The sequence below is a fragment of the Caballeronia zhejiangensis genome, assembly GCF_000698575.1.
Taxonomy (GTDB): Bacteria; Pseudomonadota; Gammaproteobacteria; order Burkholderiales; family Burkholderiaceae; genus Caballeronia; species Caballeronia zhejiangensis.
The window spans coordinates 74971-99638 of the sequence record NZ_JFHD01000011.1 but is presented as its reverse complement, the minus strand read 5'-3'; the positions used below and the strand labels follow the sequence as shown (position 1 = coordinate 99638).

Here is a 24668-nt window from a genome sequence, read left to right as displayed (position 1 = left end):
CCAAAGCTCGCTAATTTAGCACGATCGTACTATTATTCACGACACCCGCGCTATCGGTGTTGACGCTTATTGCCCGCATCGGCGCGCCGCGTGCCTGCCCGGGCTGAGCCAACCATAAAAAGGGAAGCACAATGGGCCGTTCGATCAACCTGGAAGGCAAGGTCGCGCTGATTACCGGCGCGTCCAGCGGTTTGGGCAAGCGTTTCGCGCAAGTGCTGTCGCAGGCGGGCGCCAAAGTGGTGCTCGCCAGCCGGCGCACGGAGCGCCTGAAGGAGCTGCGCGCCGAAATCGAGGCGTCGGGCGGCGCAGCGCACGTCGTTTCGCTCGACGTCACCGATTACCAGAGCATCAAAGCGGCGATCGCGCATGCGGAGACCGAAGCGGGTACCATCGACATCCTCGTGAATAACTCGGGCGTGTCGACCACGCAAAAGCTGACGGAGGTCACGCCCGCGGACTACGAATTCGTGTTCGGCACGAACGTGCGCGGCGCGTTTTTCGTCGCGCAAGAGGTCGCCAAGCGCATGATCATGCGCGGCAATAGCAACAGCGCGGCCAAGCCGGCCTATCGCATCATCAACGTGGCGTCGGTGGCAGGCTTGCGGGTGTTTCCGCAGATCGGCCTCTACTCGATGAGCAAGGCCGCCGTCGTGCAGATGACAAAGGCGATGGCGCTCGAATGGGGCCGACACGGCATCAACGTCAACGCGATCTGCCCGGGTTATATCGATACCGAGATCAACCACCACCACTGGAAGACCGAGCAGGGGCAAAAGCTCATTTCGTTGCTGCCGCGCCGCCGCGTGGGCTCGCCAAACGATCTCGACGGTCTTTTGCTGCTGCTCGCCGCCGACGAATCGCAGTTCATGAACGGCTCGGTCATCTCGGCGGACGACGGTTTTTCGCTTTGAACTTTTTAGCGCACGCAATGACCACGCATAACGATTTCCACACCGTCTTCGAACTTTCCATGCCGATCCGCTGGGGCGACATGGACGCCTTCGGGCATGTCAATAACACCGTCTATTTCCGCTACATGGAGCAGGTGCGTATCTCGTGGTTCGAAGAGATCGGTCTCGTCGGCGGCAATGGCGACGGGCAAGGGCCGGTGATCGTAAACGCGTCGATGGAGTTTCTGAAGCAGCTTCAATATCCCGGCGACGTAATCGGGCGCATGTCCGTCGGCAAGCCGGGGCGCAGCAGTCTCGATACGCGCTTCGAGCTGTATCGCGCCGATGAACCCGCCGCACTGTATGCGCGCGGCGCAGCGAAAATCGTCTGGATCGACTACGCGGCGGGCAAGTCCGTGCCGCTGCCGGACATGTTGCGGCAGATCATCGAGACCGCCGCGCCCGTCGCGCCGTAAAGCGCGCAGGTCAGGTGCCGAGCAGCCGTTGCAGCAGTTCGGTCGCATTGCCCGTGTCGTACTTTCTCATGAGCCGCGCTCGGTAGATATCAACCGTCCGCGGGCTGATATCGAGCACGCGGCCGATCTGCTTGCTCGTCTTGCCCGTCACGAGCTGCGCGGCGATCTCGCGCTCGCGCGGCGTCAATTCGATCGCGACCCGCCGCGTCGCGCTCAAGTCCTCGAATGTCCAGACGCCCGCCGCGTGAGGCGCGGTCCGGTCGAGCGCGCGGCCGGTGACGTGACACCAGAACAGTTCGCCGTTCTTGCGCTTCATGATGCGGTCGTCGCTGTACGTGCCTTCCTTGCTGATATGCGCGGCGATGCGCTCGCCGATGCGCGCGAACTCGTCCGGCGAGGGATACAGCACCTCGAACGACTTGCCGATGAGCGCCTCACGCGTGGAACCGAAGATCGCGCAAAGCTGCTCGTTGCAGTCTTCGATGGTGCGCTCGCGCGAAAGCACGAGCCCGACGGGCGCAAGTTGAAACGCGGTTTGATAATCCAGTGCACGCATGTGAGATCGGGCGCGCGGCGCCTTGCGTATCGCGGCGAAAAGCGCCGGGAACCAACGCGCGCGGGCAAAGACTTATGTATTTTTGCGTATTGTGCCGGATCATCGGCACAAAGTACGCTTGTGCCACGTCAAAAGGCCGCGCGATGCGCTCGAACAGTGCATCGGCGGCATCAAAAAACCGATTTTCAGTTGGTTTCAACATGGAAGGGACACACAGATGAACAAGGTCTATCCCAGCGCGAAAGCCGCGCTCGAGGACATCGTCAAGGACGGGCAGACGTTCGCGGTCGGCGGTTTCGGGCTGTGCGGCATTCCCGAAGCGCTCATCGCCGCACTGCGCGATACGGGCGTCAAGGGCATCACCTGCATCAGTAATAACGCGGGCGTCGACGGCTTTGGCCTCGGTCTCTTGCTCGAGACGCGCCAGATCAAGAAGATGATTTCGTCGTACGTCGGCGAAAACAAGGAGTTCGAGCGCCAATACCTCGCCGGCGAACTCGAGCTCGAATTCACGCCGCAGGGCACGCTCGCCGAGAAGCTCCGCGCGGGCGGCGCGGGCATTCCGGCGTTCTTCACGAACACGGGTTTCGGCACGGTGATCGCGGAAGGCAAGGAAACGCGCCAGTTCGGCGAGAACCATTACGTGCTCGAGCATTCGCTCACGGCAGACGTCGGTCTCGTCAAGGCATGGAAGGCCGATAAATCCGGCAACCTGATCTTCCGGCGCACCGCGCGCAACTTCAACCCGATGTGCGCAATGGCCGGCAAGATCACCGTGGCCGAAGTGGAAGAAATCGTCGAGACGGGCGAACTCGATCCGGACGCGATCCATCTGCCCGGCATCTACGTGCAGCGCCTCGTGCTGAATGCGCAGCCGGAAAAGCGCATCGAACAACGCATCGTCCGCGCGAAAGGAGAGTAATCATGGCTTGGACTCGTGACCAGATGGCCGCGCGCGCGGCGCAGGAACTGCAGGACGGCTTCTACGTGAACCTGGGTATCGGCTTGCCGACGCTCGTCGCCAATCACGTTCCGGACGGCATGGAAGTGTGGCTGCAGTCGGAAAACGGTCTGCTCGGCATCGGGCCGTCGCCGTATGAAGACGAAGTCGACGCCGATCTCATCAACGCCGGCAAGCAGACCGTGACGACGCTGCCGGGCTCGTCGATCTTTTCGTCGGCGGATTCGTTCGCGATGATCCGCGGCGGCCACATCAACCTGGCGATCCTCGGCGCAATGCAGATCAGCAAGAAGGGCGATCTGGCCAACTGGATGATCCCCGGCAAGATGATCAAGGGCATGGGCGGCGCGATGGACCTCGTCGCCGGCGTGAAGAAAGTCGTCGTGCTGATGGAACACGTCGCGAAGGGCGACCAGCACAAGATCCTCGAAGAGTGCTCGCTGCCGCTGACGGGCGTGGGCGTCGTGGATCGCATCATCACCGATCTCGGCGTGATCGACGTCACCGACAATGGCCTCAAGCTCGTCGAGCTGGCCGACGGCGTGACGGTCGAGGAAATTCAGAAGAAGACGGGCGCGCCGCTCGATGTCACGAGCGTGAAGTGATAGCGGCGTGACACGAACGCCGGTTCTCTCGGCGTGAGCGCGAACACGGGCGGGCGAAGCTTTCGGAGCTTCGCCCGCTTTGCTTTTGCGGGTTTCGCCCGCATCTGTGCACGCGGGAAGGGGTCGTCCGTTCGGCATAGGCCCCTCGATCCGGTGAGATGCGCTTTACAATCGTTTCGACACTTCCACGAGGACCTCTCCATGACCGCATCCATCGTCGCCGAAGCCGTGCATTCCGATCTGAGCGAGCCGCGCCAGCGCTTCGTGCAATGCGCGAGCCCGGCGGGTCTGCATCGCATCGCCTATACGGAGTGGGGCGATCCGGCCAATCCGCGCGTGCTGCTGTGCGTGCACGGCCTGACGCGCTCGGGACGCGACTTCGACAAGCTCGCGCAAGCGTTCGCGCGGGACTATCGCGTGGTGTGTCCGGACGTGGTCGGGCGAGGACTGTCCGACTGGCTCGCGGATCCGCGTTACTACGGCGTGCCGCAGTATGTCGCGGACGTGGTCACGCTGATCGCGCGGTTGAACGTCGAGACGGTGGACTGGTTCGGCACGTCGATGGGCGGTCTCATCGGCATGGCGCTCGGCGGCTTGCCGAACACGCCGATCCGAAAGATGCTGCTCAACGATGTCGGGCCGCATATCGAACCGGTCGCGCTGCAGCGTATCGGCGAGTATCTCGGCAAGCCGGCGCGTTTCGCATCGCTCGACGAAGGCGTGCGGCACGCGGCGGCGCTCGCGTCGTCGTTCGGGCCGCTGACCGACGAGGAGTGGGCGAGCATCAACACGCCGCTCCTGCACGAGCGCGACGGTGCGTGGGGCTTTCGCTACGACCCGGGCATCGCGACGCCGTTCACGTCGGCCACCGATGAGCAGAATGCGGCCGGCGAGGCGTTTCTGTGGCGCTCGCTCGCGTCGATCAGGACGCCGGTGCTCGTCGTGCGCGGCGAGAGCTCGGATTTGCTGTCGCGCGAGACGGTCGCGCAAATGGTCGAGAAAGGTCAGGCCGTGACGAGCGCCGAGATCCCGGGCGCGGGTCACGCGCCGGCCTTTCTTGTCGAAGATCAAATCGCCATCGCCAGGGGGTTCTTTCTCGGCGATGACGCGAGCGGGGCATAATATTGGGCTGAACATAAGGTGCTTGCGCGCCGCTTGCGCTTCTTTTCTCACCATCACCGATCAGGAACAAACAATGGCAGTCATTCGTCATCACGTCGGGCCGCGCCTTTCCGAAACCGCGATCCACAACGGCACGGTGTATCTCGCCGGCCAGATCGCCGAGGACACGGACCAGGACATCACCGGTCAGACGCGCGAAGTGCTCGGTCACATCGACCGCCTGCTCGAAGAGGCGAACAGCGACAAGTCGCACTTGCTGTCGGTGCAGATCTATATCTCGGACATGATCCATTTCCCCGGCATGAACGCCGTGTGGGACTCGTGGGTCGCGGAAGGCAACACGCCGCCCCGCGCCACCGTCGAGGCGAAGCTCGCCAATCCGGCGTGCCTCGTGGAAATCGTCGTGATCGCCGCACAGCGCAACTGAATCGAGTCGTCTGAAGTATTGGCATCGCCCGAATGACCGAGACCGCCGTCCCCACCGAAACGTTGCCCGAGCCGTCCATCGACGACGCGCTCGCGTTCGTGCGCGAGCACGCGAAGGACGCGCGCGTCTCGACGGGCGAACTGCTCGCGGACCACGCTGCCGGCACCGCGCGCATCATGCAGACGCTCAACGTCGATTCGCACGCGGTCGCCGCCGCGGCGCTCTTCGTGCTGGCGCCGCATCTCGACGATCCGGAGAAGGTGATCGCGGAGCGCTTCGGCCCGGAAGTGCAGCGGCTCGTCGGCGATGTACGCAAGCTGTTGCGGCTTGGTTCGGTCAGCTCGCGCGCGACGCTCGCGGAACTGCCTGAAAACACGCGCGACGCGCAGGCCGCGCGCCGTGCGCAGGTCGAAGCGTTGCGCAAGATGTTGCTTGCGTTCGCGCAGGACATTCGCGTGGTGCTGATCCGGCTCGCCTCGCGCGTGCAGACGCTGCGCTACTACGCCGCGCACAAGATCGAACCGTCGCCCGACGTGCCGCGCGAGACGCTGGAGATTTACGCGCCGCTCGCCAACCGGCTCGGCATCTGGCAACTGAAGTGGGAACTCGAAGACCTGTCGTTTCGCTTCGAAGATCCGGTCACGTACAAACGCATCGCGAAGCTGCTCGACGAGAAGCGCGTCGAGCGCGAGACCTATGTGACCGAGGCCATCGCTCGTCTGCAGAAGGAACTGGAAACCGCGCACATCAAGGCGGACGTCAGCGGACGGCCGAAGCACATCTACAGCATTTGGAAGAAGATGCGCGGCAAGCAGCTGGATTTCGCCGAACTGAACGACGTGCGCGCATTTCGCGTGATCGTCGGCGACATCAAGGATTGCTACACCGTGCTCGGCATCGTGCACAACCTGTGGCAGCCGGTGCCGCGTGAGTTCGACGATTACATCTCGCGTCCCAAGCCCAACGGCTACAAGTCGCTGCATACGGTCGTGATCGGCGACGACGGGCGCGCATTCGAAGTCCAGATTCGCACGTACGAGATGCATCAGTTCGCAGAGTACGGCGTGGCCGCGCACTGGCGGTACAAGGAAGCGGGCGCGCGTGGCTATGCGGGGCAGGTGACCGCGAGCGAGAAATACGACGAGAAGATCGCATGGTTGCGTCAGCTTCTCGCGTGGAAGGACGACGTCGAAGGCGAGCATCCCGGCTGGCAGCATCTGCGCGACGCGACGCTCGACGACGACCATATCTACGTGCTGACGCCGCAGGCGCGCGTGATCGCGTTGCCGCAAGGCGCGACAGCCGTCGATTTCGCATATCACCTGCACAGCGAGCTCGGACATCGTTGTCGGGGCGCTCGCGTCGATGGCGCGATGGTGCCGCTCAACACGCCGCTGCAAAACGGACAGACGGTCGAGATCGTCGCGGTGAAGGAGGGCGGTCCGTCGCGCGACTGGCTCAATCCGCAGCTCGGCTATCTGCATAGCGCCCGCGCCCGGCAGAAAGTGCGCTCGTGGTTCCTCGCGGCGGATGCGGCGGAGAACATCGCGGCCGGACGGAGCATCGTCGAGAAGACCTTGCAGCGCGAGGGAAAGACATCTGTCAGTCTCGAACAGCTCGCGGCCAAACTCGGCTTCAAGGCGCCCGAGGAGCTTTACGCACTCGTCGCGAAGGACGAGTTCAGTCTGCGCAACATCGAGCAGGCGCTCTCCGATGCGCCGCCGCCCGAGCCCGAACCCGAAGCGCCCGAGCAGTTCGAGAAGCGCAGCAGCGGGCAAAGCGTGGCGCACGGAGCGTCGACGGGCGTGCTCGTCGTCGGTGTCGATGCGCTGCTCACGCAACTCGCGCGTTGCTGCCGCCCGGCGCCTCCCGATCCGATCGCGGGATTCGTCACGCGCGGCAAAGGCATGTCGGTGCACCGGACCGATTGCGAAACGTTCAAGCGCATGGCCGAGCGCTCGCCCGAACGCGTGCTGCACACGACTTGGTCCGCCGAGGTGATGAACGGGCGTGGCTCGTCCGTTTATCCGGTGGACCTTTCGGTTGAATCGGCGGATCGCCAGGGCTTGCTGCGCGACATCTCCGAAGTGTTCGCGCGCGAGAAGATCAACGTGATCGGCGTGAAGAGCCAGAGCCGCAGGAATGTCGCGTATATGCAGTTCACCGTGGAAGTGTCGAGTGCAGCGCAGATTCAACGCGCATGCACGCTGCTCGGCGAAGTGCAGGGCGTGATTCGCGCTTCGCGTCGCGCGTAGCATTTAGAAGGGATTGAACGGATTGGCGAATATTTTCGATTTTTCTGAAGATAAGCACTTGCCAACATCTGAAACACTCCATATAATCTCACTTCTTTCAGGCTCGTAGCTCAGCTGGTTAGAGCACCACCTTGACATGGTGGGGGTCGTTGGTTCGAGTCCAATCGAGCCTACCAACGAAAACGAAATTCAGCGGACTTCGGTTCGCGGGGTTTCAAACCGCAAGAAGCGCGCAGCGCAAAAGGCGAAAAAACATGGCACGTCGAACGTTGACCGAAACAACTTCGGAGCGACGCTAGTCGAGGACCATATTCGCCTTCTGCCAAATTGTTTCGCGGTATGTGTGAAAAGTGAATGCGGCCCCTCGATAGCGGGGCCGCATTTTTTTTGTCTTGCGATTTTCAAAACGAAATCGCGTGGCAATGCTTAATCGAATCGCCCGGCATGTGCCGGCGTCTTGGAGAACGATATGGTTTCGGTACGTTTGCCTGATGGGTCGGTCCGACAATACGACCACCCGGTGACCGTCGCGGAAGTTGCGGCATCGATCGGCGCGGGCCTCGCCAAGGCGGCGCTCGCCGGCAAGCTCAACGGCGAACTCGTCGACACCTCGTTTCTGATCGACAAGGATTCGTCGCTCGCGATCGTCACCGACAAAGACCCGGAAGGCGTCGATGTCGTGCGTCACTCGACCGCGCACTTGCTGGCCTATGCCGTGAAGGATTTGTTCCCCGAGGCGCAAGTAACCATCGGGCCGGTCATCGACAACGGCTTCTACTACGATTTCTCGTACAGCCGTCCGTTCACGCCCGAAGATCTCGAAAAGATCGAGAAGCGCATGCAGGAGCTCGCGAAGAAGGACGAGCCGGTGTCGCGCCGCGTCGTCTCGCGCAACGAGGCCGTCGAGTACTTCAAGAGCATCGGCGAGGCGTACAAGGCCGAGATCATCGAATCGATTCCGGAAAGCGACGAGATCCGGCTTTACGCGCACGGCAATTTCATCGACCTGTGCCGAGGCCCGCACGTGCCGTCCACCGGCAAGCTCAAGGTTTTCAAGCTGATGAAAGTCGCGGGCGCGTACTGGCGCGGCGATTCGAAGAACGAGCAACTGCAGCGCATCTACGGCACCGCGTGGACCAAGAAGGAAGACCAGGAGCAGTACCTCCACATGCTGGAAGAAGCCGAGAAGCGCGATCACCGAAAGCTCGGCAAGCAGCTCGACCTGTTCCATCTGCAGGACGAAGCGCCGGGCATGGTGTTCTGGCATCCGAAGGGCTGGTCGCTATGGCAGCAGGTCGAGCAGTACATGCGTCGCCGCGTGAACGAAGCCGGCTATCTCGAAATCAAGACTCCCATGGTGATGGACCGTTCGCTGTGGGAAGCATCGGGGCACTGGCAGAACTATCGTGAAAACATGTTCACGACCGAGTCGGAAAAGCGCGACTACGCGATCAAGCCGATGAACTGCCCGGGCCACGTCCAGGTGTTCAATCACGGCTTGCGCTCGTACCGCGACTTGCCGCTGCGTTACGCGGAGTTCGGTTCGTGCCATCGCAACGAGCCGTCGGGCGCGCTGCACGGTCTGATGCGCGTGCGGGGCTTCGTTCAGGACGATGCACATATCTTCTGTACCGAAGATCAGTTCATCGCGGAATCGATCGCGTTCAACACGCTCGCGATGAGCGTGTATAAGGATTTCGGCTTCGATCACATCGACATCAAGCTGTCACTGCGTCCGGAACAGCGCGCCGGCACCGATGAAACCTGGGATCGCGCGGAGCAGGGCCTGCGCGAAGCGCTGACCGCGTGCGGCCTGCAGTGGGAAGAGCTCGCGGGCGAGGGCGCGTTTTACGGTCCGAAGATCGAGTATCACATCAAGGATGCGCTCGGCCGCTCGTGGCAATGCGGCACGCTGCAGCTCGACATGGTGCTGCCGGAGCGTCTCGGCGCGGAGTACGTGGCGGAAGACAACAGCCGCCGCCGTCCGGTGATGCTTCATCGCGCAATCGTCGGATCAATGGAGCGTTTCCTCGGCATTCTGATCGAGCATCATGCCGGCGCAATGCCGCCGTGGCTCGCGCCGATCCAGGCCGTTGTGTTGAATATTGCTGAAAGTCAGGCCGAATATGCCGGAAATCTGGCTCAATCGTTGCAAAAACAAGGGCTTAGAGTAGAGTCCGATTTGCGCAATGAGAAGATTAGCTATAAAATACGCGAGCACACGCTGCAAAAGGTGCCGTATTTGCTGGTCGTCGGCGACAAGGAGCGTGATGCACAAACCGTAGCCGTGCGTGCTCGTGGCGGTGTCGATCTGGGCGTGATGCCGGTCGACGCATTCCTCGAACGTCTGCAGCAGGAAGTGCGGGCGTTCAAGTAAGTCACTCGCAGCGCGGCTTGTTTTTTCATTTTTAGAGGAAACGTAACATCGCTACTGATAAGTCGTCACATCGCATCAACGGTGAGATTACCGCGCCGGAAGTGCGTTTGGTCGGAGTGGACAACGAGCCGCTCGGAATCGTGAAACTGGCCGAGGCGTTCCGTCAATCGGAGCAACTCGACGTGGATCTCGTCGAAATCGCGCCGCAGGCTTCGCCGCCTGTCTGCCGTTTGATGGATTACGGCAAGTTCAAGTATTCGGAAGCGAAGAAGCAGCACGAAGCGAAGTTGAAGCAGAAGATCGTGCAGGTGAAGGAAGTCAAATTCCGCCCCGGCACGGATGACGGTGACTACAACGTCAAGCTGCGCAACCTCACGCGCTTCCTCGAAGACGGCGACAAGACGAAAATCACGTTGCGTTTCCGCGGTCGCGAAATGGCGCACCAGGAAATCGGCATGCGTATGCTCGAGCGCCTGAAGTCCGATCTGGACGAATATGGCCAGGTCGAGCAGATGCCGAAGATGGAAGGGCGTCAGATGATCATGGTGCTTGCCCCGAAGAAGAAGGGCAAGTAACCGAACAGCAGTAGGGCGATGGATCGCGCGCCGTCGAAAGGCGGTCGGCGCGGCATTGCCGGCGGTTTCAGGCCGGCGTCATTTCGGTGACGCCGGTCATGAAAAGCGGCGGTTCCTCACCGAACCGTTCGCACACAAGTGGAGCGTGGGTTTCGAAGGGCGGGAAGGGGTTCGCGGGCAGTATCGGCGGATCATCCGCACACCCATGACCATCTAATAAACTGGAGTTGTTTCATGCCGAAGATGAAGACCAAGAAGAGTGCTGCAAAGCGCTTCGTGGTGCGTCCGGGCGGTACCGTCAAGCGCGGTCAGGCCTTCAAGCGCCACATTCTTACCAAGAAAACCACCAAGAACAAACGCCATCTGCGTGGCGCCACGGCCGTTCATGATTCCGATCTGAACTCCGTCCGCGCAATGCTGCCGTTCGCCTAACCTCATCTAACTTAAGGAGAGCAACATGCCTCGAGTAAAACGTGGGGTTACCGCACGGGCCCGTCACAAGAAGATCATCCGTCTGGCCAAGGGTTACCGCGGCCGTCGCAATAACGTCTATCGCATCGCCAAGCAGGCGGTCATGCGCGCAGGCCAGTACGCCTACCGCGATCGCCGCAACAAGAAGCGTGTGTTCCGCGCACTGTGGATCACGCGTATCAACGCGGCGGTGCGTCAGCACGACATGACCTACAGCGTGTTCATCAACGGCCTGAAGAAGGCTTCGATCGAACTCGACCGCAAGGTTCTGGCTGACATGGCTGTGTTCGACAAGGCTGCTTTTGCTGCGATCGTGAAGCAGGTGAAAGCCGCCGTTGCAGCCTAATTGCGAAATTAGTACTGCGTGGTTCGCCTCCTCGTCGCCGCATCGTAGAAATACGTTGACGGCGGCGCGAAGGCAGAAAACGGGGCTCTCACCGAGCCCCGTTTTTGTTGGTCGGACGGTTTTGCGCATCTCATGCCCATCGTGGAGCGTGGATGAGCAAAACCGAACCTCAGATTGAATTTCGACGCTAAAAGATGGGATCAATGGATCTGGACCAGATTGTCGCCGACGCGAAAAGCGCCTTTGAACACGCCGCCGATACCACCACGCTCGAAAACGAGAAGGCACGGTTCCTGGGCAAGTCCGGCGCGCTGACCGAATTGCTGAAGGGATTGGGCAAGCTCGATCCGGAAGCGAAGAAGACAGAAGGCGCGCGCATCAATCAGGCAAAGCAGCAGGTTGAAGCCGCGCTGAACGCGCGCCGTCAGGCGCTGGCCGACGCGCTGCTGAATCAGCGTCTCGCGTCGGAAGCCATCGACGTCACGCTACCGGGACGCGGCGCGGGTGCGGGCACGCTGCATCCGGTGATGCGTACGTGGGAGCGCGTCGAACAAATCTTCCGCACGATCGGTTTCGATGTCGCCGACGGTCCGGAAATCGAGACCGACTGGTACAACTTCACGGCGCTGAACAGCCCGGAGAACCATCCGGCGCGCTCGATGCAGGACACGTTCTACGTCGACGGCAAGGACGCGGATGGCCGTCCGCTTTTGCTTCGCACGCATACGAGCCCGATGCAGGTGCGCTACGCGCGCATGAACAAGCCGCCGATCAAGGTGATCGTGCCGGGCCGCACGTATCGCGTGGACAGCGACGCCACTCATTCGCCGATGTTCAACCAGGTCGAAGGCCTGTGGATCGAAGAGAACATCAGCTTTGCGGATCTGAAGGGCGTCTACACCGATTTTCTGAAGAAGTTCTTCGAGCGCGACGACATTCTCGTGCGCTTCCGTCCGTCGTATTTTCCGTTCACGGAGCCGTCCGCCGAGATCGACATGATGTTCGAACACGGCAAGAACGCGGGCAGATGGCTGGAAATCTCAGGCTCGGGGCAGGTGCATCCGACCGTCATCCGCAACATGGGCCTCGATCCGGAGCGCTATATCGGCTTCGCGTTCGGCAGCGGCCTCGAGCGCCTGACGATGCTGCGCTACGGCGTGCAGGATCTGCGTCTGTTCTTCGAGAACGATCTGCGTTTCCTGCGCCAGTTCGCGTAAAGCACTTAGCGCCCGCGGCGATCGCTTCTCGATAAGCGGCGATCGTGAGACTCCAAACATTTCGAACGTAGACACACATGCAATTCCCAGAATCCTGGCTCCGCAGTTTCGTCGATCCCAAGCTCTCCACCGACGAACTCGCGCACGCGCTGACGATGGCCGGCCTCGAAGTCGAAGACCTGCGCCCGGTCGCGCCGCCGACCACGAAGATCGTCGTGGGCCAAGTGCTCGAAGTCGCCAAGCATCCGAACGCCGACAAGCTCAACGTCTGTCAGGTCGATGCGGGCACGGGCGAGACGCTCAATATCGTGTGCGGCGCGCCGAACGTGTCGCCGGGCATCAAGGTGCCGGTCGCGCTGATCGGCGCCGTGCTGCCGCCGGCCGAAGCGGGCGGCGAGCCCTTCGCGATCAAGCCGACGAAGCTGCGCGGCGTCGACAGTCAAGGCATGCTGTGCTCCGCACGTGAGCTCAAGCTGTCGGAAGATCACAGCGGTCTCTTGATCCTGCCGACCGATGCGAAGGTCGGCCAGGACATCCGCGAGGCGCTCAATCTCGACGACACCGTCTTCGAAATCAAGCTCACGCCGAACAAGGCAGACTGCCTGTCGGTGTTCGGCGTTGCGCGCGAGACGGCAGCGATCACCGGCGCGCCGCTCAAGCAACCGGACATGCCGGCCGTCGAAACGAAGCTCGACGAAAAGCTGCCGGTCAAGGTGCTCGCGCCCGATCTGTGCGGGCGCTTCTCGGGCCGCGTGATTCGCGGCGTGAACGCCCGCGCGAAGACGCCGCAATGGATGGTCGAGCGTCTGGAACGTGCGGGCCAGCGCAGCATCTCCGCGCTCGTCGACATCTCCAATTACGTGATGCTCGAACTCGGCCGTCCGACGCACGTGTTCGATCTCGATAAGATTCACGGCGCGATCGAAGTGCGCTGGGGCAAGAAGGGCGAGTCGCTGAAGCTCCTGAACGGCAACACCGTCGAGCTCGATGAAACCGTCGGCGTGATCGCCGACGATCGTCACGTCGAAAGTCTCGCGGGCATCATGGGCGGCGACAGCACGGCCGTCTCGCTCGACACCACCAACATCTATCTCGAAGCCGCGTTCTGGTGGCCGGACGCGATCCGCGGCCGCGCGCGCAAGTACAACTTCTCGACCGATGCGGCGCATCGCTTCGAGCGCGGCGTCGATTATTCGACGACCGTCGAGCATATCGAACGCATCTCGCGCCTGATCCTCGACATCTGCGGCGGCGAAGCGGGTCCGGTCGACGATCAGATCGTCAACGTGCCGGATCGCAATCCGGTGTCGATGCGCGTGTCGCGCGCGCATCGGATCATCGGCGTAGAGATCGGCGCGGAAGAGATCGCGCAGATCTTCACGCGTCTGAACCTCGCGTTCGAGCGCGACGGCGACACCTTCAAGGTCACGCCGCCGCCGTATCGCTTCGATATCGAGATCGAGGAAGACCTGATCGAGGAAGTCGCGCGCATCTACGGTTTCGAGAAGATTCCGGCGCGCCCGCCGGTCGCGCGCAGCGAGATGCGCATCACGAACGAAACGAAGCGCTCGATCCATACGCTGCGCCACGAAGTCGCCGCGCGCGACTACTCGGAGACGGTGAACTTCAGCTTCGTCGACGCCGAGTGGGAGAAGGACTTCGCCGGCAACGATAATCCGATCAAGCTGCTGAACCCGATCGCGAGCCAGCTCTCGGTCATGCGTTCGACCATGTTCGGCAGCCTGATCGAAGTGCTGCGTCATAACCTGAATCGCCGCGCAGACCGCGTGCGCGTGTTCGAAGCGGGGCGCGTGTTCCATCGCGACGCAACGGTTAAAGCGGGCGAACTGACGGTCGAAGGCTTCGCGCAACCGAAGATGATCGGCGGGCTCGCGTATGGTCCGGTGGTCGAGGAACAGTGGGGCGTGGCCACGCGCAACGTCGACTTCTTCGACGTGAAGGGCGATGTCGAAGCGCTCTTCGCGCCCGTCGTGCCGCGCTTCGTTAAGGCGGAGCATCCGGCGTTGCATCCGGGACGCAGCGCGCGCATCGAGGTGGCGGGGCGCGCGGTCGGCTGGATCGGCGAACTGCATCCGCGCTGGCTGCAAAAGTACGACTTGCCGAACGCGCCGATCCTCTTCGAAATCGACGCCGACGCGTTGATGGATCGCGCATTGCCGGCGCCGTCCGAAGTGTCGAAATTTCCGCCGGTGCGTCGCGATATCGCGATTGTCGTGGATCAAAACGTGGCGGTTCAGGCGCTGCTCGACGAGCTCGAAAGCGCGCGCGCGGAAGCGGCGTGCAGGTACGTCACGAAGGTTGCCCTTTTCGATGAATTTCGTCCAAAATCAAATACTTCCGGTGGCTTGGGAGCGCATGAGAAAAGTCTTGCCTTCCGTGTAACGTTGCAAGATACTGGCGGCACGCTTCAGGACGAAACGGTCGATACGGCTATCAAAACGCTGGTGGATCGCCTGGCTCGAGTACACGGCGCGCGGTTGCGCGGATAGCCTTCAGTTGGCCCTTTCCGTCTTAATCGCCAAGTCTTAAATATGGCAAGCGCCGTTTTACCGATATGAACCAAATGAACTCGAGTGATTTCGAAGCCCTTCTTTCGGCGCAGCGTAGCGCCATGACCCGAGATATTCCGACCTCGAGCGCGCCCGGCGATACGCCGACGCTCACCAAAGCCGAGTTGGCGGAGATGCTGTTCGACCATGTCGGTCTGAACAAGCGCGAAGCCAAGGACATGGTCGAAGCCTTCTTCGAAGTCATCCGCGATGCGCTGGAGAGCGGCGAGAGCGTCAAGCTTTCCGGCTTCGGCAATTTCCAGTTGCGCGACAAGCCTCAGCGTCCCGGCCGCAATCCGAAGACGGGCGAGGCCATTCCTATCGCCGCGCGGCGGGTCGTCACGTTTCATGCAAGTCAGAAGCTGAAGGCGCTGGTCGAAACGGGAGCGGAGACCGATCTCACTCGCTGATTTCCCGGTGGCGCGCGAATGACTCGCGCGTCGCGTTGCTTGGCCACCGCGCTTCAATCGACATCACTTATAACGATGGTTGATCGACGATGGAAAAAGTCGTCTTGCCTCCGATCCCCGCCAAGCGATACTTCACGATTGGCGAAGTCAGCGAGTTGTGCGGCGTCAAGCCTCACGTGCTGCGCTATTGGGAGCAGGAGTTCACGCAGCTGAGGCCGGTGAAGCGGCGTGGCAATCGCCGCTACTATCAGCATCACGAAGTCTTGTTGATTCGGCGCATCCGCGAGTTGTTGTACGAGCAGGGCTTCACGATCAACGGTGCGCGTAACCGGCTCGATTCGCAGGGACGTGCAATCGACGACGATGCGGACATGGCCGAGACGCAAGTGTCGGCGCAAGCGCAACCGGGCGTCGATGTCGAGCAGTTGCGCAAGGATATTCTTCAGGTGATCGATCTTCTCGGCGGATGAACGCCGTCCGATTCAAAGTCCCGATGCCGCGAGTTCTCGCGGCATTTTTTTTGTCCGTCCCACGCTGTAATTACCGGATGCGTCGCAAGGCATCGTGGCCGCCGATGTAGCGAAGGTGTACCAGCCGCCGTCGAGGAGTCGATGACCGGACAGACCCTGCCCGCGGTTAAGACTTGACGCCTACGCGGAAGCGTTTTTTCGGACCGGCTGCTTGCGAGGCCGGCAACTTGGTCTTGACCGACCAATAGACGATGCTCGGTCCGACGCCCCATGGCGGATAGATGCGCCAGTCATCGACGCCATGGTGGAAGAAGTAAAGCGCGAAGCATCGGCCTGGTCTCGACGCGCGAACGGAGACATAGCGGCTGCCGCCGGGATAGATGCGCCCGAAGCGCGTGACGCGCGCGCCGCTTCCCGGACCGAACCATCTCGCGACTTCCGCGCGCAGGGCGGAGCAGGTTTGGCCGCATCGGCTGCGCCGCGCTCTGGCGGACGCTGGGACAGACAAAGGCATGGGGCGCCGTTCCTTATGTGTCACCTTAAGATTAGGGCTTAAATTACTGACACACAAGTGTTTTTTAGGCTTTTACGTCTGAATATTGGCGGACGGCGCCGCGTTTTTGCGCGCGTGTCGTCCATGACGAATGGCTTCGGACGGTCATGCCCATCGTCGCGGCCGTTTTGGTCAGCGCTTCTTCATCGGCGCCGACTTTAAGCATTGCATCGGCGAGGTGGTAGTCGAGCTGCGCACGCCCTTGGAGAAACGCGGGCGATGCGTCGTCGGGAATTCGATCGACGACCCGCGAGGGGCCAAAGAAAAAAGGCTCTCCGGCAGAAGCCGGAGAGCCTTCAATTTCTGGTCGGGGCGAGAGGATTTGAACCTCCGACCACCTGCACCCCATGCAGGTACGCTACCAGGCTGCGCTACGCCCCGAAAGAGCGAAAGTATATCAGAGAGAAACGAATAGTAGAACTGCTTCCAACAATTTCGCTGTTGCACTCACAAAATTCACTCGCAATGCGTCAGAGCGTCAGTTCCGACTGCGTGTACGGCGACGTCTGGATCTTCACCGAATCCTCGCGCTCGGCCGACGCCCGCTCAGGCGAGACTTCCAGCGCGAAGCGCTGACGCCTGCGGAACCTCAAAGCCAGAAGCAACGAAATCGCGCATGGAATCAGATAGGTGGCGATGCGCTCCGTCCACGCGATGCGCGATCCGAAACTGTCGTACGGCGTGCGCTCATCGAAGCCGGCGGACGCAAAGATCATCGTCAACGTGAAGTCCAGCACCATGGCCGCGCCGCACAGACACAGAAAGATCAAGGCGCCGTTCCACTTCAGAGCGCGTTCGCTCGCATTCAACGTGCGGCAGACGAAGAGCGTCACGCCCAGCAAACTCAGGATAAAAATCAAGGGAAGCCACGGAAAATGCATGTCGCGCGCCTCGCGTATGGGTAGAAGGGACGATCCCGGCGGCGCGCAAGATGGATTTATGTTGCGTCTGGAGCGCCCGCTTCCGGAAGCGAGCGCGATGATTACACGCAAGTCTCGACGCAAAAATAAGAGTAATCCTAATCAGATTGGCCGATCGGCCAGCGACTCCGACAGGAAATCGATGAACGTCCGCACCTTCGTCGTCATGTATTTGCGGCTCGTGTACACCGCATACACGGACGGCGCGAACGCCGAATAGCTCGGCAGCACGCGCACGAGCGAGCCCGACGCCAATTCCGACTCGACGATCCACGCCGGAATGTATGCGAGCCCGAGTCCGGCGCGCACGAGCTGTAGCGCCATCGACGTATCGTTGGTCTTGAGCACCGCCTGGTTCTTCACGGTAAACGCGCCGTCCGGGCCCGTCAACGTGACGGAATCGATATTCGTGTAGGTCGGCAACACGAAGCGATGACGCGCGACATCATCCGGATGACGCAGCTTGCCGTGCTGTTCGAGATACGCGCGCGAACCCGCGAGCACGAACGGCATCTTGCACAGCGGCCTGACGATCAGCGAGGGCGAAGGCTCCGACGTGGCGCGAATCGCCATGTCGTAGCCTTCCTCGACGAGATCGACGAAGCGATTCTCCAGCCGCAGATCGACGAGCACGCCCGGATAGCGCGCCTGATACGCGACAAGCAGATCCGCGAAGGTGCGATTGGCGAACCAGCCTGGCGCCGTGACCTTGAGCACGCCTTGCGGCTCCGCCGTCTGCACGCCGACGGCAGCTTGCGCGGCCTGCAGGATGTCGAGCGCCTCGCTGCATTGCTCGTAGTAGACGTTGCCGGCTTCCGTGAGACTCAGGTGACGCGTCGTGCGGTTCAGGAGACGCACGCCGAGCTGGCGCTCCAGATTGGCGACGTGCTTGCTCGTCATCGCGGTCGAAATGTCGAGCCGTTCAGCAGCCTTCACGAAGCTGCCGGCCTCGACGACTTCGCGGAACACGCGCAAGCTGGTGAGAGCATCCATCGATCATTTCCTGCCGGGAAACAAAACGCTAATGTTAGCCGGATTTATCGACCGACGATGTCTGCCTAAACTGCAGGCAACCTACCTTCACTGGAGTTTTGCGATGTCTGCGACACACACTCGACCATCCGCGGCCAACGCGTCGGCGCTCGCCGGCTACGCTCACGCGCTGCTGCGCATCGTCGCTTCGTATCTGCTGCTCACGCATGCGAGCGCGAAGCTGTTCCATGTTCCGCACATCGCGATGTTCGACGGTCTGCCGCTCGTCTCGCTGCTCGGCGTGGCGGGCGTCATCGAATTGATCGGCGGCGTGCTCGTGCTGATCGGCCTGTTCACGCGGGCGGCGGCGTTCGTGTTGTCGGGCGAACTGGCGTTCGCGTACTTCATCGGGCACGCGCCGAAAGGAAACTTCCTGCTGCCGCTATTGAATCAGGGCGAGCCGGCCGTGCTGCTGTCGTTCATCTATTTGTTCATCGCGGCGGCGGGGCCGGGCGCGTGGAGCATCGACCGGCGACGTCGAGCATTACTTCGGCCACTCGTCTAGCTCGTCGTTGAAGAGCGAAGCGACGATGCCGCGCAGCCACATCGTGCGCGCATCGTTGTGAAACTTGCGATGCCAGTGCTGCTTCAGATCGAAGCGGGGCAACGCGAGCGGCGGCTCGGCGAGCGTGATCGACGCATGCTCGGCGACATACGCGAAGCCGATCGCATGCGGCACCGTCGCGATCAGATCGGTGCGCGACAGGATGAACGGCAGGCTCATGAAGTGCGGCGTTTCGAGCACCGCGCGCCGGCGCACGCGTTCCTTGTCGAGATAATTCTCCAGCACTTCCTGGCTGCGGCCTTCCGCGCGCACGACCGCGTGGCCGCATTCCATGAAGCGTTCGAGCGTGAGCGGCTGGTTCGCGAACGGATGATCGCGCCGCATCAGACAGATGAACCGGTGCGAGAAAAGCCGCTGCTGAAAGAAGTTGTTGCCGCGCAAGTCCGGAAAGTAGCCGACCGCCAGATCGATATCGCCGGCTTCAAGCCCGCGCTCCACATCGCCATGCGACGCCGACACCGAGCGCAGATTCGCGTTCGGCGCTTCCTTCGCGAAGGCCTGCAAGAGGCGCGGCAGAAAGACGATCTCGCCGACATCGGAAAGCGCGATCGAAAACGTCTCCGCGCTCGTCGAAGGATCGAAGTGCTGCCGGTCGAGCAGGCCGCGTTCGATGCGCGCCAGCGCCTCGCGCGCCGCGGGCACGAGCGCGATGGTGCGCGGCGTCGGCTCCATGCCGCGCGAGGTGCGCACGAAGAGCGGATCGTTGAAGTACTCGCGCAGACGTGCGAGCGCGGTCGACACGCGCGGCTGACTCACCCCGAGCCGCTCGGCGGCGCGGCTCACGTTGCGCGTCTCCTCGATGGCGACGAGGTACGGAATCAGGTTGAGATCGAGATCGTTCATTTCGGAACCGCCGTCTCCTCGCGTCGATACGGCGTCATCCGCGCCGCGCGACCATGTCCGACACGCGCTGCGCCGCTTCCTGCAGCGGTTCGAGAAACGCCTTCACCATCTGCTTTGCGTTCTTGCGCTGCGCGTTGCCGCTGATGTTCAGCGCCGCGATCACGCGGCCTTGCCGGTCGCGGATCGGCGCGGACATCGAAATCAGTCCTTCCTCCAGTTCCTGATCGACGATCGCCCAGCCCTGGCGGCGCACCGCGGCGATGGCTTCCTTGAGCGCGCCCTTGTCGACGATCGTGCGCGGCGTGCGCGCGACGAGCGAACTCGCATCGAGCGCTTCGTCGAGGCGCGCTTCGTCGAGCGCGGCGAGCAGGACGCGGCCCATCGACGTGCAGAACGCAGGCAGACGGCTGCCGATCGACAGATTCTGCGTGATGATCTTGTGCGTCGGCACGCGCAGCACATAGACGATTTCCGCGCCGTTCAGCACGGCCGCCGAGCAGCTTTCGTGCACTTGCTCGACGAGATCTTCCATTACCGGTTCGGCCAGATTCCAGAAGGGCATCGACGTCAGATAGGCGAAGCCGAGGTCGAGAATCTTCGGCGTCAACTGAAAGAGACGCCCGTCGGCCTCGACATACCCGAGCGCCTGCAGCGTCAGAAGGATGCGGCGCGCGCCGGCGCGCGTGAGGCCGGTAGCCGCCGCGACATCCGTCAGCGTCTGCGCGGGGCGGTTCGCATCGAACGAGCGGATGACAGCGAGCCCGCGCGCGAACGACTGCACGTAGGCATCGCCGGGGCGCGCCTGCGCGTCTTGCGGCTCGGCATCCGGATTGAGCGTGGCTGAATTCTTCATAAGGCGTGTGATGAAAGCGCGAACGGACGGTCGACGCGAAGTTCGAGCTCGGTGAAAACCCCCACTTCGCGCATGCTTCGTTGACACGACAACGAATGCGGGACTAACATGCCGATGTTCGCTAAACGAATCCATGTTCGCATGACGAACATTTCAGCGCAAGTGTGCTGACGAGCAGGTAAACCCCAGTTCGAGACAGACAGGAACGGCAATGATCAACAAGATTTTCGATTCGCTCGCCTCGGCCGTCGCCGACGTCCACGACGGCGCGACCATCATGATCGGCGGTTTCGGCACGGCGGGCATGCCGTCCGAGCTGATCGACGCGCTCATCGAGCAGGGCGCGCGCGGGCTCACGATCGTCAACAACAACGCCGGCAACGGCGACACGGGACTGGCCGCGCTGCTGAAGGCGAAGCGCGTGCGCAAGATCATCTGCTCGTTCCCGCGTCAGACGGACTCGCATGTGTTCGACGCGCTCTATCGCGCGGGCGAAATCGAGCTGGAACTCGTGCCGCAGGGCAATCTGGCGGAACGCATCCGCGCGGCGGGCGCGGGCATCGGCGGATTTTTCACGCCGACGGGCTACGGCACGAAGCTCGCCGAAGGCAAGGAAACGCGCGTGATCGACGGCCGGCACTACGTGCTCGAAGCGCCGCTGCACGCGGATTTCGCGCTCGTGAAGGCATATAAGGGCGATCGCTGGGGCAATCTGGTCTATCGTAAAACTGCGCGCAACTTCGGTCCGATCATGGCGAGCGCCGCGAAAACGGCCATCGTGCAGGTCTCGAAGGTCGTCGCGCTCGGCGAGCTGGACCCCGAAAACATCGTGACGCAGGGCATTTTCGTGCAGCGCGTCGTCGAAGTACCGCAAGCCGTGCATCAAGCCGAACTCGCCGCTTAAGGAAGGACGAAAAGCCATGAAGAAACTCACTCGTGACGAAATGGCCAAGCGCGTGGCCGCGGACATTCCCGAAGGCGCGTACGTGAACCTGGGCATCGGCGTGCCGACGCTCGTCGCCAATCATCTCGCGGCGGACCGCGAGATCTTCCTGCACAGCGAAAACGGCCTGCTCGGCATGGGACCGGCGCCCGCCAAAGGCGAGGAAGACGACGAACTCATCAACGCAGGCAAGCAGCACGTCACGTTGCTGACCGGCGGCGCGTTTTTCCATCACGCCGATTCGTTCGCGATGATGCGCGGCGGCCATCTCGACTTCTGCGTGCTCGGCGCCTTCCAGGTTTCCGCGACGGGCGATCTCGCGAACTGGCACACCGGCGCGCCCGACGCGATTCCAGCTGTCGGCGGCGCGATGGATCTCGCGATCGGCGCGAAGCAGGTCTACGTGATGATGGAACTGCTCACCAAGCAGGGCGAGAGCAAGCTGGTCGACGCCTGCACGTATCCGGTGACGGGCGTCGCATGCGTGAATCGCGTGTACACGGATCTCGCCGTGTTCGACGTGACGCCGGAAGGCTTCGTCGTGCGCGAAATCGTCGACGGCCTGTCGTTCGAAGAGTTGCGGAAGCTGGCCCAGGTGCCGCTGCAATTCGCGCCGCTGACCGAAGCAGCCTGAGAGAATTCTGGAGACATTGAAGATGAAACAAGCTTTCGTATGTGATGCCATCCGCACGCCGATCGGTCGTTACGGCGGTTCGCTGTCCTCCGTGCGCGCCGACGATCTCGGCGCCGTGCCGCTGCGCGCGCTGGTCGAGCGCAACAAGGAAGTGGACTGGGAAGCCATCGACGAAGTGATCTACGGCTGCGCGAATCAGGCGGGCGAAGACAACCGCAACGTCGCGCGCATGTCGGCGCTGCTGGCCGGTTTGCCGGTCGGCACGCCGGGCTCGACGGTCAATCGCCTGTGCGGCTCGGGCATGGACGCGATCGGCGTCGCGGCCCGCGCGATCAAGGCGGGCGAGACGAGCCTGATGATCGCGGGCGGCGTCGAAAGCATGAGCCGCGCGCCGTTCGTGATGGGCAAGGCGACGAGCGCGTTCTCGCGTTCCGCAGAAATCCACGATACGACCATCGGCTGGCGCTTCATCAATCCGCTGATGAAGAAGCAGTACGGCGTCGATTCGATGCCGGAAACCGCCGAAAACGTCGCGGACGACTACAAGATCAGCCGCGCCGATCAGGACGCGTTCGCGCTGCGCTCGCAGCAGAAGGCGGCGCGCGCGCAAAAGGACGGCACGCTGGCGCAGGAAATCGTCGCGGTGACGATTCCGCAGAAAAAGGGCGATGCGCTCGTCGTCGACAACGACGAGCATCCGCGCGAAACGAGCCTCGAAGCGCTCGCGAAACTGAAGGGCGTCGTGCGTCCGGACGGCTCGGTGACGGCGGGCAACGCGTCGGGCGTGAACGACGGCGCGGTCGCGATGCTGATAGCCGACGAGGAAAGCGCGAAGCGCAACGGCCTCACGCCGCGCGCGCGCATTCTGGGCTTGGCCACGGCCGGCGTGCCGCCGCGCGTGATGGGCATCGGTCCAGGTCCGGCCTCGCAGAAGCTGCTTGCGCGTCTCGGCATGACCATCGACCAGATGGACGTGATCGAGCTGAACGAAGCGTTCGCGTCCCAAGGTTTGGCGACGCTGCGCATGCTCGGCGTCGCCGATGACGATCCCCGCGTCAATCCGAACGGCGGTGCGATCGCGCTCGGCCATCCGCTGGGCGCGTCCGGCGCGCGGCTCGTCACGACCGCGAGCTACCAGTTGCATCGCACGGGCGGACGTTACGCGCTTTGCACGATGTGCATTGGCGTCGGCCAAGGCATCGCGATGATCATCGAGCGCGTCTGATCACATGTTTTCATCGACCGGACGTTTGACCGATCTCATTTGCGGCAACGCAGCCGCGAACGAGATCTGGTCGCCGCGCGCGACCGTGCAGGCCATGCTCGATGTCGAAGCCGCGCTCGCGCGCGCATCCGCGCGGCATGGCGTGATTCCGTCGGGCGCGGTGGATGCGATCGTCGCCGCCTGCGATGCCGATAACATCGACGCCGATGCGCTGATGACCGGCGCCGCGGCGGGCGGCAATCTCGCGATTCCGCTCGTCAAGCAACTGACGGCCGTCGTGAAGGCGCGCGACGCCGAAGCAGCCAAGTACGTGCATTGGGGCGCGACGAGTCAGGACATCATCGATACGGGCGTCGTGCTGCAATTGCGCGCGTTTCTCGATCTGATCGATGCGGATCTGCGCTCGCTCTCCGATGCGCTCGCCACGCAGGCGCAAGCCCACAAAAACACGCCGATGATCGGCCGCACCTGGCTTCAGCAGGCGCTGCCGATCACGCTCGGCCTGAAGTTCGCGCAATGGCTCGATGCAGTGACGCGTCATCGCGAGCGCCTCGGCGAACTGAGGTCGCGCGCGCTCGTGCTGCAATTCGGCGGCGCGGCGGGCACGCTCGCGAGTCTGCGCGACAAGGCCTTGCCGGTCGCGGCATCGCTTGCGCAGGACCTGAAGCTGGCGCTTCCCGCGTTGCCGTGGCACACGCAGCGCGATCGCATCGCGGAAACCGCGTCGTTTCTCGGCATGCTGACGGGCACGCTGGGCAAGATCGCGCGCGATGTCTCGCTGATGATGCAGACCGAGCTCGGAGAAGTCGCCGAACCGGCGGCCGCAGGCAAGGGCGGATCGTCGACGATGCCGCACAAGCGCAATCCAGTCGGCTGCGCGGCCGTTCTGACCGCCGCGACGCGCGCGCCGAATCTCGTCGCGACGATCTTCGCGGGCATGGTCCAGGAGAACGAGCGCGCGCTCGGCGGCTGGCAGGCCGAATGGGAAGCGCTGCCCGATCTCGCGCGTCTGACGGCGGGCGCGTTGTCGAACATCGTGGGCATCGTTCCGTCGATGGAAGTCAATGTCGAACGGCTCGCACGCAATCTCGACGTGACCAACGGACTGATTCTCGGCGAAGCGGTGATGCTCGCGCTCGGCGACGCAATCGGCAGGCTCGACGCGCACAAGCTCGTCGAAGGCGCGTCGAAGGCGTCGGTGGCGAACGGCACGTCGCTCTTCGACGAACTCTGCTCGAACGAAACCGTCACGCGTCATGTTTCGCAGGATCAACTGAAATCGCTGCTTGATCCGGCGAATTACGTCGGACAGGCGCAGGCGTTCGTCGATGCCGCCATCGCGAACGCTCACTCGAAATAAGCAGGAACACAC

Annotated in this window: 26 protein-coding genes and 2 tRNA genes; 21 read left to right on the top strand and 7 right to left on the bottom strand. The window is 62.5% G+C overall.

Translation table 11 applies throughout. The features are described from left to right. The first annotated feature begins 131 nt into the window (after positions 1 to 131). Both BG60_RS16360 and BG60_RS16355 read left to right on the top strand, forming a co-directional pair. The gene (locus BG60_RS16360) at positions 132 to 911 is read left to right on the top strand and encodes an SDR family oxidoreductase (RefSeq protein WP_008350325.1); all 780 of its coding nucleotides are present in this window, start codon (positions 132 to 134) and stop codon (positions 909 to 911) included. A gap of 17 nt (positions 912 to 928) precedes the next feature. Continuing rightward, positions 929 to 1366: an acyl-CoA thioesterase gene (locus tag BG60_RS16355; RefSeq protein WP_008350323.1), complete on the top strand. Its 438-nt coding sequence runs from the start codon at positions 929 to 931 to the stop codon at positions 1364 to 1366. Positions 1367 to 1376: 10 nt separating this feature from the next. On the opposite strand, the gene BG60_RS16350 is transcribed toward BG60_RS16355, so the two are convergent. Continuing rightward, on the bottom strand, positions 1377 to 1922 hold the full coding sequence (locus BG60_RS16350) for a LuxR C-terminal-related transcriptional regulator (RefSeq protein ID WP_008350321.1): 546 nt from the start codon (positions 1920 to 1922) through the stop codon (positions 1377 to 1379). Positions 1923 to 2139: 217 nt separating this feature from the next. Here BG60_RS16350 and BG60_RS16345 point away from each other — a divergent pair, with 217 nt between their 5' ends. The 14 genes from BG60_RS16345 to BG60_RS16280 all read left to right on the top strand — a co-directional run bounded on the left by BG60_RS16345 (position 2140) and on the right by BG60_RS16280 (position 15728). Next, positions 2140 to 2844, top strand: a complete 705-nt coding sequence (locus BG60_RS16345) for a CoA transferase subunit A (protein ID WP_008350318.1) — start codon at positions 2140 to 2142, stop codon at positions 2842 to 2844. A gap of 2 nt (positions 2845 to 2846) precedes the next feature. After that, positions 2847 to 3488 (top strand): CoA transferase subunit B, encoded by a 642-nt coding sequence (locus tag BG60_RS16340; protein WP_008350316.1) that lies wholly within the window; start codon positions 2847 to 2849, stop codon positions 3486 to 3488. 201 nt (positions 3489 to 3689) lie between these two features. Beyond that, positions 3690 to 4610, top strand: a complete 921-nt coding sequence (locus BG60_RS16335) for an alpha/beta fold hydrolase (protein WP_034472053.1) — start codon at positions 3690 to 3692, stop codon at positions 4608 to 4610. A 73-nt stretch (positions 4611 to 4683) separates the two neighbouring features. Continuing rightward, positions 4684 to 5037, top strand: coding sequence for a RidA family protein (locus BG60_RS16330; protein ID WP_008350311.1), 354 nt, complete (start codon positions 4684 to 4686; stop codon positions 5035 to 5037). Between the two features lie 32 nt (positions 5038 to 5069). Continuing rightward, a complete protein-coding gene (locus BG60_RS16325) occupies positions 5070 to 7292 on the top strand; it encodes a RelA/SpoT family protein (protein ID WP_034472050.1) in 2223 nt (740 codons plus the stop codon). Positions 7293 to 7391: 99 nt separating this feature from the next. After that, positions 7392 to 7468, top strand: a tRNA-Val gene (locus tag BG60_RS16320). Positions 7469 to 7761: 293 nt separating this feature from the next. Beyond that, complete coding sequence (gene thrS / locus BG60_RS16315; protein WP_008350308.1) at positions 7762 to 9669, top strand: threonine--tRNA ligase; 1908 nt, start codon at positions 7762 to 7764, stop codon at positions 9667 to 9669. A gap of 47 nt (positions 9670 to 9716) precedes the next feature. After that, positions 9717 to 10244, top strand: a complete 528-nt coding sequence (gene infC / locus BG60_RS16310) for a translation initiation factor IF-3 (RefSeq protein WP_075583511.1) — start codon at positions 9717 to 9719, stop codon at positions 10242 to 10244. 234 nt (positions 10245 to 10478) lie between these two features. Then, positions 10479 to 10676, top strand: coding sequence for a 50S ribosomal protein L35 (gene rpmI / locus BG60_RS16305; RefSeq protein ID WP_004191477.1), 198 nt, complete (start codon positions 10479 to 10481; stop codon positions 10674 to 10676). A 25-nt stretch (positions 10677 to 10701) separates the two neighbouring features. Beyond that, positions 10702 to 11061: a 50S ribosomal protein L20 gene (gene rplT, locus BG60_RS16300; RefSeq protein WP_008350196.1), complete on the top strand. Its 360-nt coding sequence runs from the start codon at positions 10702 to 10704 to the stop codon at positions 11059 to 11061. Between the two features lie 203 nt (positions 11062 to 11264). Then, positions 11265 to 12278 carry a phenylalanine--tRNA ligase subunit alpha gene (gene pheS / locus BG60_RS16295; protein ID WP_034472047.1) on the top strand — a complete coding sequence of 338 codons (1014 nt, stop codon included), beginning with the start codon at positions 11265 to 11267 and terminating at the stop codon, positions 12276 to 12278. Between the two features lie 77 nt (positions 12279 to 12355). Then, positions 12356 to 14788, top strand: a complete 2433-nt coding sequence (pheT, locus tag BG60_RS16290; RefSeq protein WP_034472046.1) for a phenylalanine--tRNA ligase subunit beta — start codon at positions 12356 to 12358, stop codon at positions 14786 to 14788. 65 nt (positions 14789 to 14853) lie between these two features. Next, a complete protein-coding gene (locus BG60_RS16285; RefSeq protein ID WP_008350190.1) occupies positions 14854 to 15258 on the top strand; it encodes an integration host factor subunit alpha in 405 nt (134 codons plus the stop codon). An 89-nt stretch (positions 15259 to 15347) separates the two neighbouring features. Beyond that, the gene (locus BG60_RS16280; RefSeq protein ID WP_008350188.1) at positions 15348 to 15728 is read left to right on the top strand and encodes a MerR family transcriptional regulator; all 381 of its coding nucleotides are present in this window, start codon (positions 15348 to 15350) and stop codon (positions 15726 to 15728) included. A 166-nt stretch (positions 15729 to 15894) separates the two neighbouring features. Here the strand turns inward: BG60_RS16280 and BG60_RS16275 are convergent, their stop codons facing one another. The 4 genes from BG60_RS16275 to BG60_RS16260 all read right to left on the bottom strand — a co-directional run bounded on the left by BG60_RS16275 (position 15895) and on the right by BG60_RS16260 (position 18194). Next, positions 15895 to 16242, bottom strand: coding sequence for a hypothetical protein (locus BG60_RS16275; protein ID WP_034472044.1), 348 nt, complete (start codon positions 16240 to 16242; stop codon positions 15895 to 15897). Between the two features lie 343 nt (positions 16243 to 16585). Beyond that, positions 16586 to 16662, bottom strand: a tRNA-Pro gene (locus BG60_RS16270). 89 nt (positions 16663 to 16751) lie between these two features. After that, the gene (locus BG60_RS16265; protein WP_008350183.1) at positions 16752 to 17162 is read right to left on the bottom strand and encodes a hypothetical protein; all 411 of its coding nucleotides are present in this window, start codon (positions 17160 to 17162) and stop codon (positions 16752 to 16754) included. A 141-nt stretch (positions 17163 to 17303) separates the two neighbouring features. Continuing rightward, on the bottom strand, positions 17304 to 18194 hold the full coding sequence (locus tag BG60_RS16260) for a LysR family transcriptional regulator (protein WP_034472042.1): 891 nt from the start codon (positions 18192 to 18194) through the stop codon (positions 17304 to 17306). A gap of 103 nt (positions 18195 to 18297) precedes the next feature. Between BG60_RS16260 and BG60_RS16255 the strand changes: the two genes are divergently transcribed. Next, complete coding sequence (locus BG60_RS16255) at positions 18298 to 18738, top strand: DoxX family protein (protein WP_034472040.1); 441 nt, start codon at positions 18298 to 18300, stop codon at positions 18736 to 18738. Here BG60_RS16255 and BG60_RS16250 read toward each other — a convergent pair. After that, entirely contained in the window at positions 18718 to 19641 is a 924-nt protein-coding gene (locus tag BG60_RS16250) for a LysR family transcriptional regulator (protein WP_008350178.1), read from the bottom strand. The genes BG60_RS16255 and BG60_RS16250 overlap by 21 nt on opposite strands. 34 nt (positions 19642 to 19675) lie before the next feature. Continuing rightward, on the bottom strand, positions 19676 to 20494 hold the full coding sequence (locus BG60_RS16245) for an IclR family transcriptional regulator (RefSeq protein ID WP_008350176.1): 819 nt from the start codon (positions 20492 to 20494) through the stop codon (positions 19676 to 19678). A 211-nt stretch (positions 20495 to 20705) separates the two neighbouring features. Between BG60_RS16245 and BG60_RS16240 the strand changes: the two genes are divergently transcribed. From BG60_RS16240 to BG60_RS16225, 4 genes are read left to right on the top strand one after another with little or no spacing between them, the layout of a single operon-like run. Further along, positions 20706 to 21398, top strand: a complete 693-nt coding sequence (locus BG60_RS16240; RefSeq protein ID WP_034472038.1) for a 3-oxoacid CoA-transferase subunit A — start codon at positions 20706 to 20708, stop codon at positions 21396 to 21398. Positions 21399 to 21414: 16 nt separating this feature from the next. Further along, a complete protein-coding gene (locus tag BG60_RS16235) occupies positions 21415 to 22071 on the top strand; it encodes a 3-oxoacid CoA-transferase subunit B (protein ID WP_034472035.1) in 657 nt (218 codons plus the stop codon). A gap of 22 nt (positions 22072 to 22093) precedes the next feature. After that, positions 22094 to 23296, top strand: a complete 1203-nt coding sequence (gene pcaF, locus BG60_RS16230; RefSeq protein ID WP_034472032.1) for a 3-oxoadipyl-CoA thiolase — start codon at positions 22094 to 22096, stop codon at positions 23294 to 23296. 4 nt (positions 23297 to 23300) lie between these two features. Then, positions 23301 to 24656, top strand: a complete 1356-nt coding sequence (locus BG60_RS16225; protein ID WP_034472029.1) for a 3-carboxy-cis,cis-muconate cycloisomerase — start codon at positions 23301 to 23303, stop codon at positions 24654 to 24656. The last annotated feature ends 12 nt before the right edge of the window (positions 24657 to 24668 follow it).

Excerpts from the sequence above, each read along its gene's own strand:
- BG60_RS16360 (WP_008350325.1), top strand. The coding sequence starts at position 132 with ATGGGCCGTTCGATCAACCTGGAAGGCAAGGTCGCGCTGATTACCGGC.
- BG60_RS16355 (WP_008350323.1), top strand. The coding sequence starts at position 929 with ATGACCACGCATAACGATTTCCACACCGTCTTCGAACTTTCCATGCCG.
- BG60_RS16350 (WP_008350321.1), bottom strand. The coding sequence starts at position 1,922 with ATGCGTGCACTGGATTATCAAACCGCGTTTCAACTTGCGCCCGTCGGG.
- BG60_RS16345 (WP_008350318.1), top strand. The coding sequence starts at position 2,140 with ATGAACAAGGTCTATCCCAGCGCGAAAGCCGCGCTCGAGGACATCGTC.
- BG60_RS16340 (WP_008350316.1), top strand. The coding sequence starts at position 2,847 with ATGGCTTGGACTCGTGACCAGATGGCCGCGCGCGCGGCGCAGGAACTG.
- BG60_RS16335 (WP_034472053.1), top strand. The coding sequence starts at position 3,690 with ATGACCGCATCCATCGTCGCCGAAGCCGTGCATTCCGATCTGAGCGAG.
- BG60_RS16330 (WP_008350311.1), top strand. The coding sequence starts at position 4,684 with ATGGCAGTCATTCGTCATCACGTCGGGCCGCGCCTTTCCGAAACCGCG.
- BG60_RS16325 (WP_034472050.1), top strand. The coding sequence starts at position 5,070 with ATGACCGAGACCGCCGTCCCCACCGAAACGTTGCCCGAGCCGTCCATC.
- thrS (WP_008350308.1), top strand. The coding sequence starts at position 7,762 with ATGGTTTCGGTACGTTTGCCTGATGGGTCGGTCCGACAATACGACCAC.
- rpmI (WP_004191477.1), top strand. The coding sequence starts at position 10,479 with ATGCCGAAGATGAAGACCAAGAAGAGTGCTGCAAAGCGCTTCGTGGTG.
- rplT (WP_008350196.1), top strand. The coding sequence starts at position 10,702 with ATGCCTCGAGTAAAACGTGGGGTTACCGCACGGGCCCGTCACAAGAAG.
- pheS (WP_034472047.1), top strand. The coding sequence starts at position 11,265 with ATGGATCTGGACCAGATTGTCGCCGACGCGAAAAGCGCCTTTGAACAC.
- pheT (WP_034472046.1), top strand. The coding sequence starts at position 12,356 with ATGCAATTCCCAGAATCCTGGCTCCGCAGTTTCGTCGATCCCAAGCTC.
- BG60_RS16285 (WP_008350190.1), top strand. The coding sequence starts at position 14,854 with ATGAACCAAATGAACTCGAGTGATTTCGAAGCCCTTCTTTCGGCGCAG.
- BG60_RS16280 (WP_008350188.1), top strand. The coding sequence starts at position 15,348 with ATGGAAAAAGTCGTCTTGCCTCCGATCCCCGCCAAGCGATACTTCACG.
- BG60_RS16275 (WP_034472044.1), bottom strand. The coding sequence starts at position 16,242 with ATGCCTTTGTCTGTCCCAGCGTCCGCCAGAGCGCGGCGCAGCCGATGC.
- BG60_RS16265 (WP_008350183.1), bottom strand. The coding sequence starts at position 17,162 with ATGCATTTTCCGTGGCTTCCCTTGATTTTTATCCTGAGTTTGCTGGGC.
- BG60_RS16260 (WP_034472042.1), bottom strand. The coding sequence starts at position 18,194 with ATGGATGCTCTCACCAGCTTGCGCGTGTTCCGCGAAGTCGTCGAGGCC.
- BG60_RS16255 (WP_034472040.1), top strand. The coding sequence starts at position 18,298 with ATGTCTGCGACACACACTCGACCATCCGCGGCCAACGCGTCGGCGCTC.
- BG60_RS16250 (WP_008350178.1), bottom strand. The coding sequence starts at position 19,641 with ATGAACGATCTCGATCTCAACCTGATTCCGTACCTCGTCGCCATCGAG.
- BG60_RS16245 (WP_008350176.1), bottom strand. The coding sequence starts at position 20,494 with ATGAAGAATTCAGCCACGCTCAATCCGGATGCCGAGCCGCAAGACGCG.
- BG60_RS16240 (WP_034472038.1), top strand. The coding sequence starts at position 20,706 with ATGATCAACAAGATTTTCGATTCGCTCGCCTCGGCCGTCGCCGACGTC.
- BG60_RS16235 (WP_034472035.1), top strand. The coding sequence starts at position 21,415 with ATGAAGAAACTCACTCGTGACGAAATGGCCAAGCGCGTGGCCGCGGAC.
- pcaF (WP_034472032.1), top strand. The coding sequence starts at position 22,094 with ATGAAACAAGCTTTCGTATGTGATGCCATCCGCACGCCGATCGGTCGT.
- BG60_RS16225 (WP_034472029.1), top strand. The coding sequence starts at position 23,301 with ATGTTTTCATCGACCGGACGTTTGACCGATCTCATTTGCGGCAACGCA.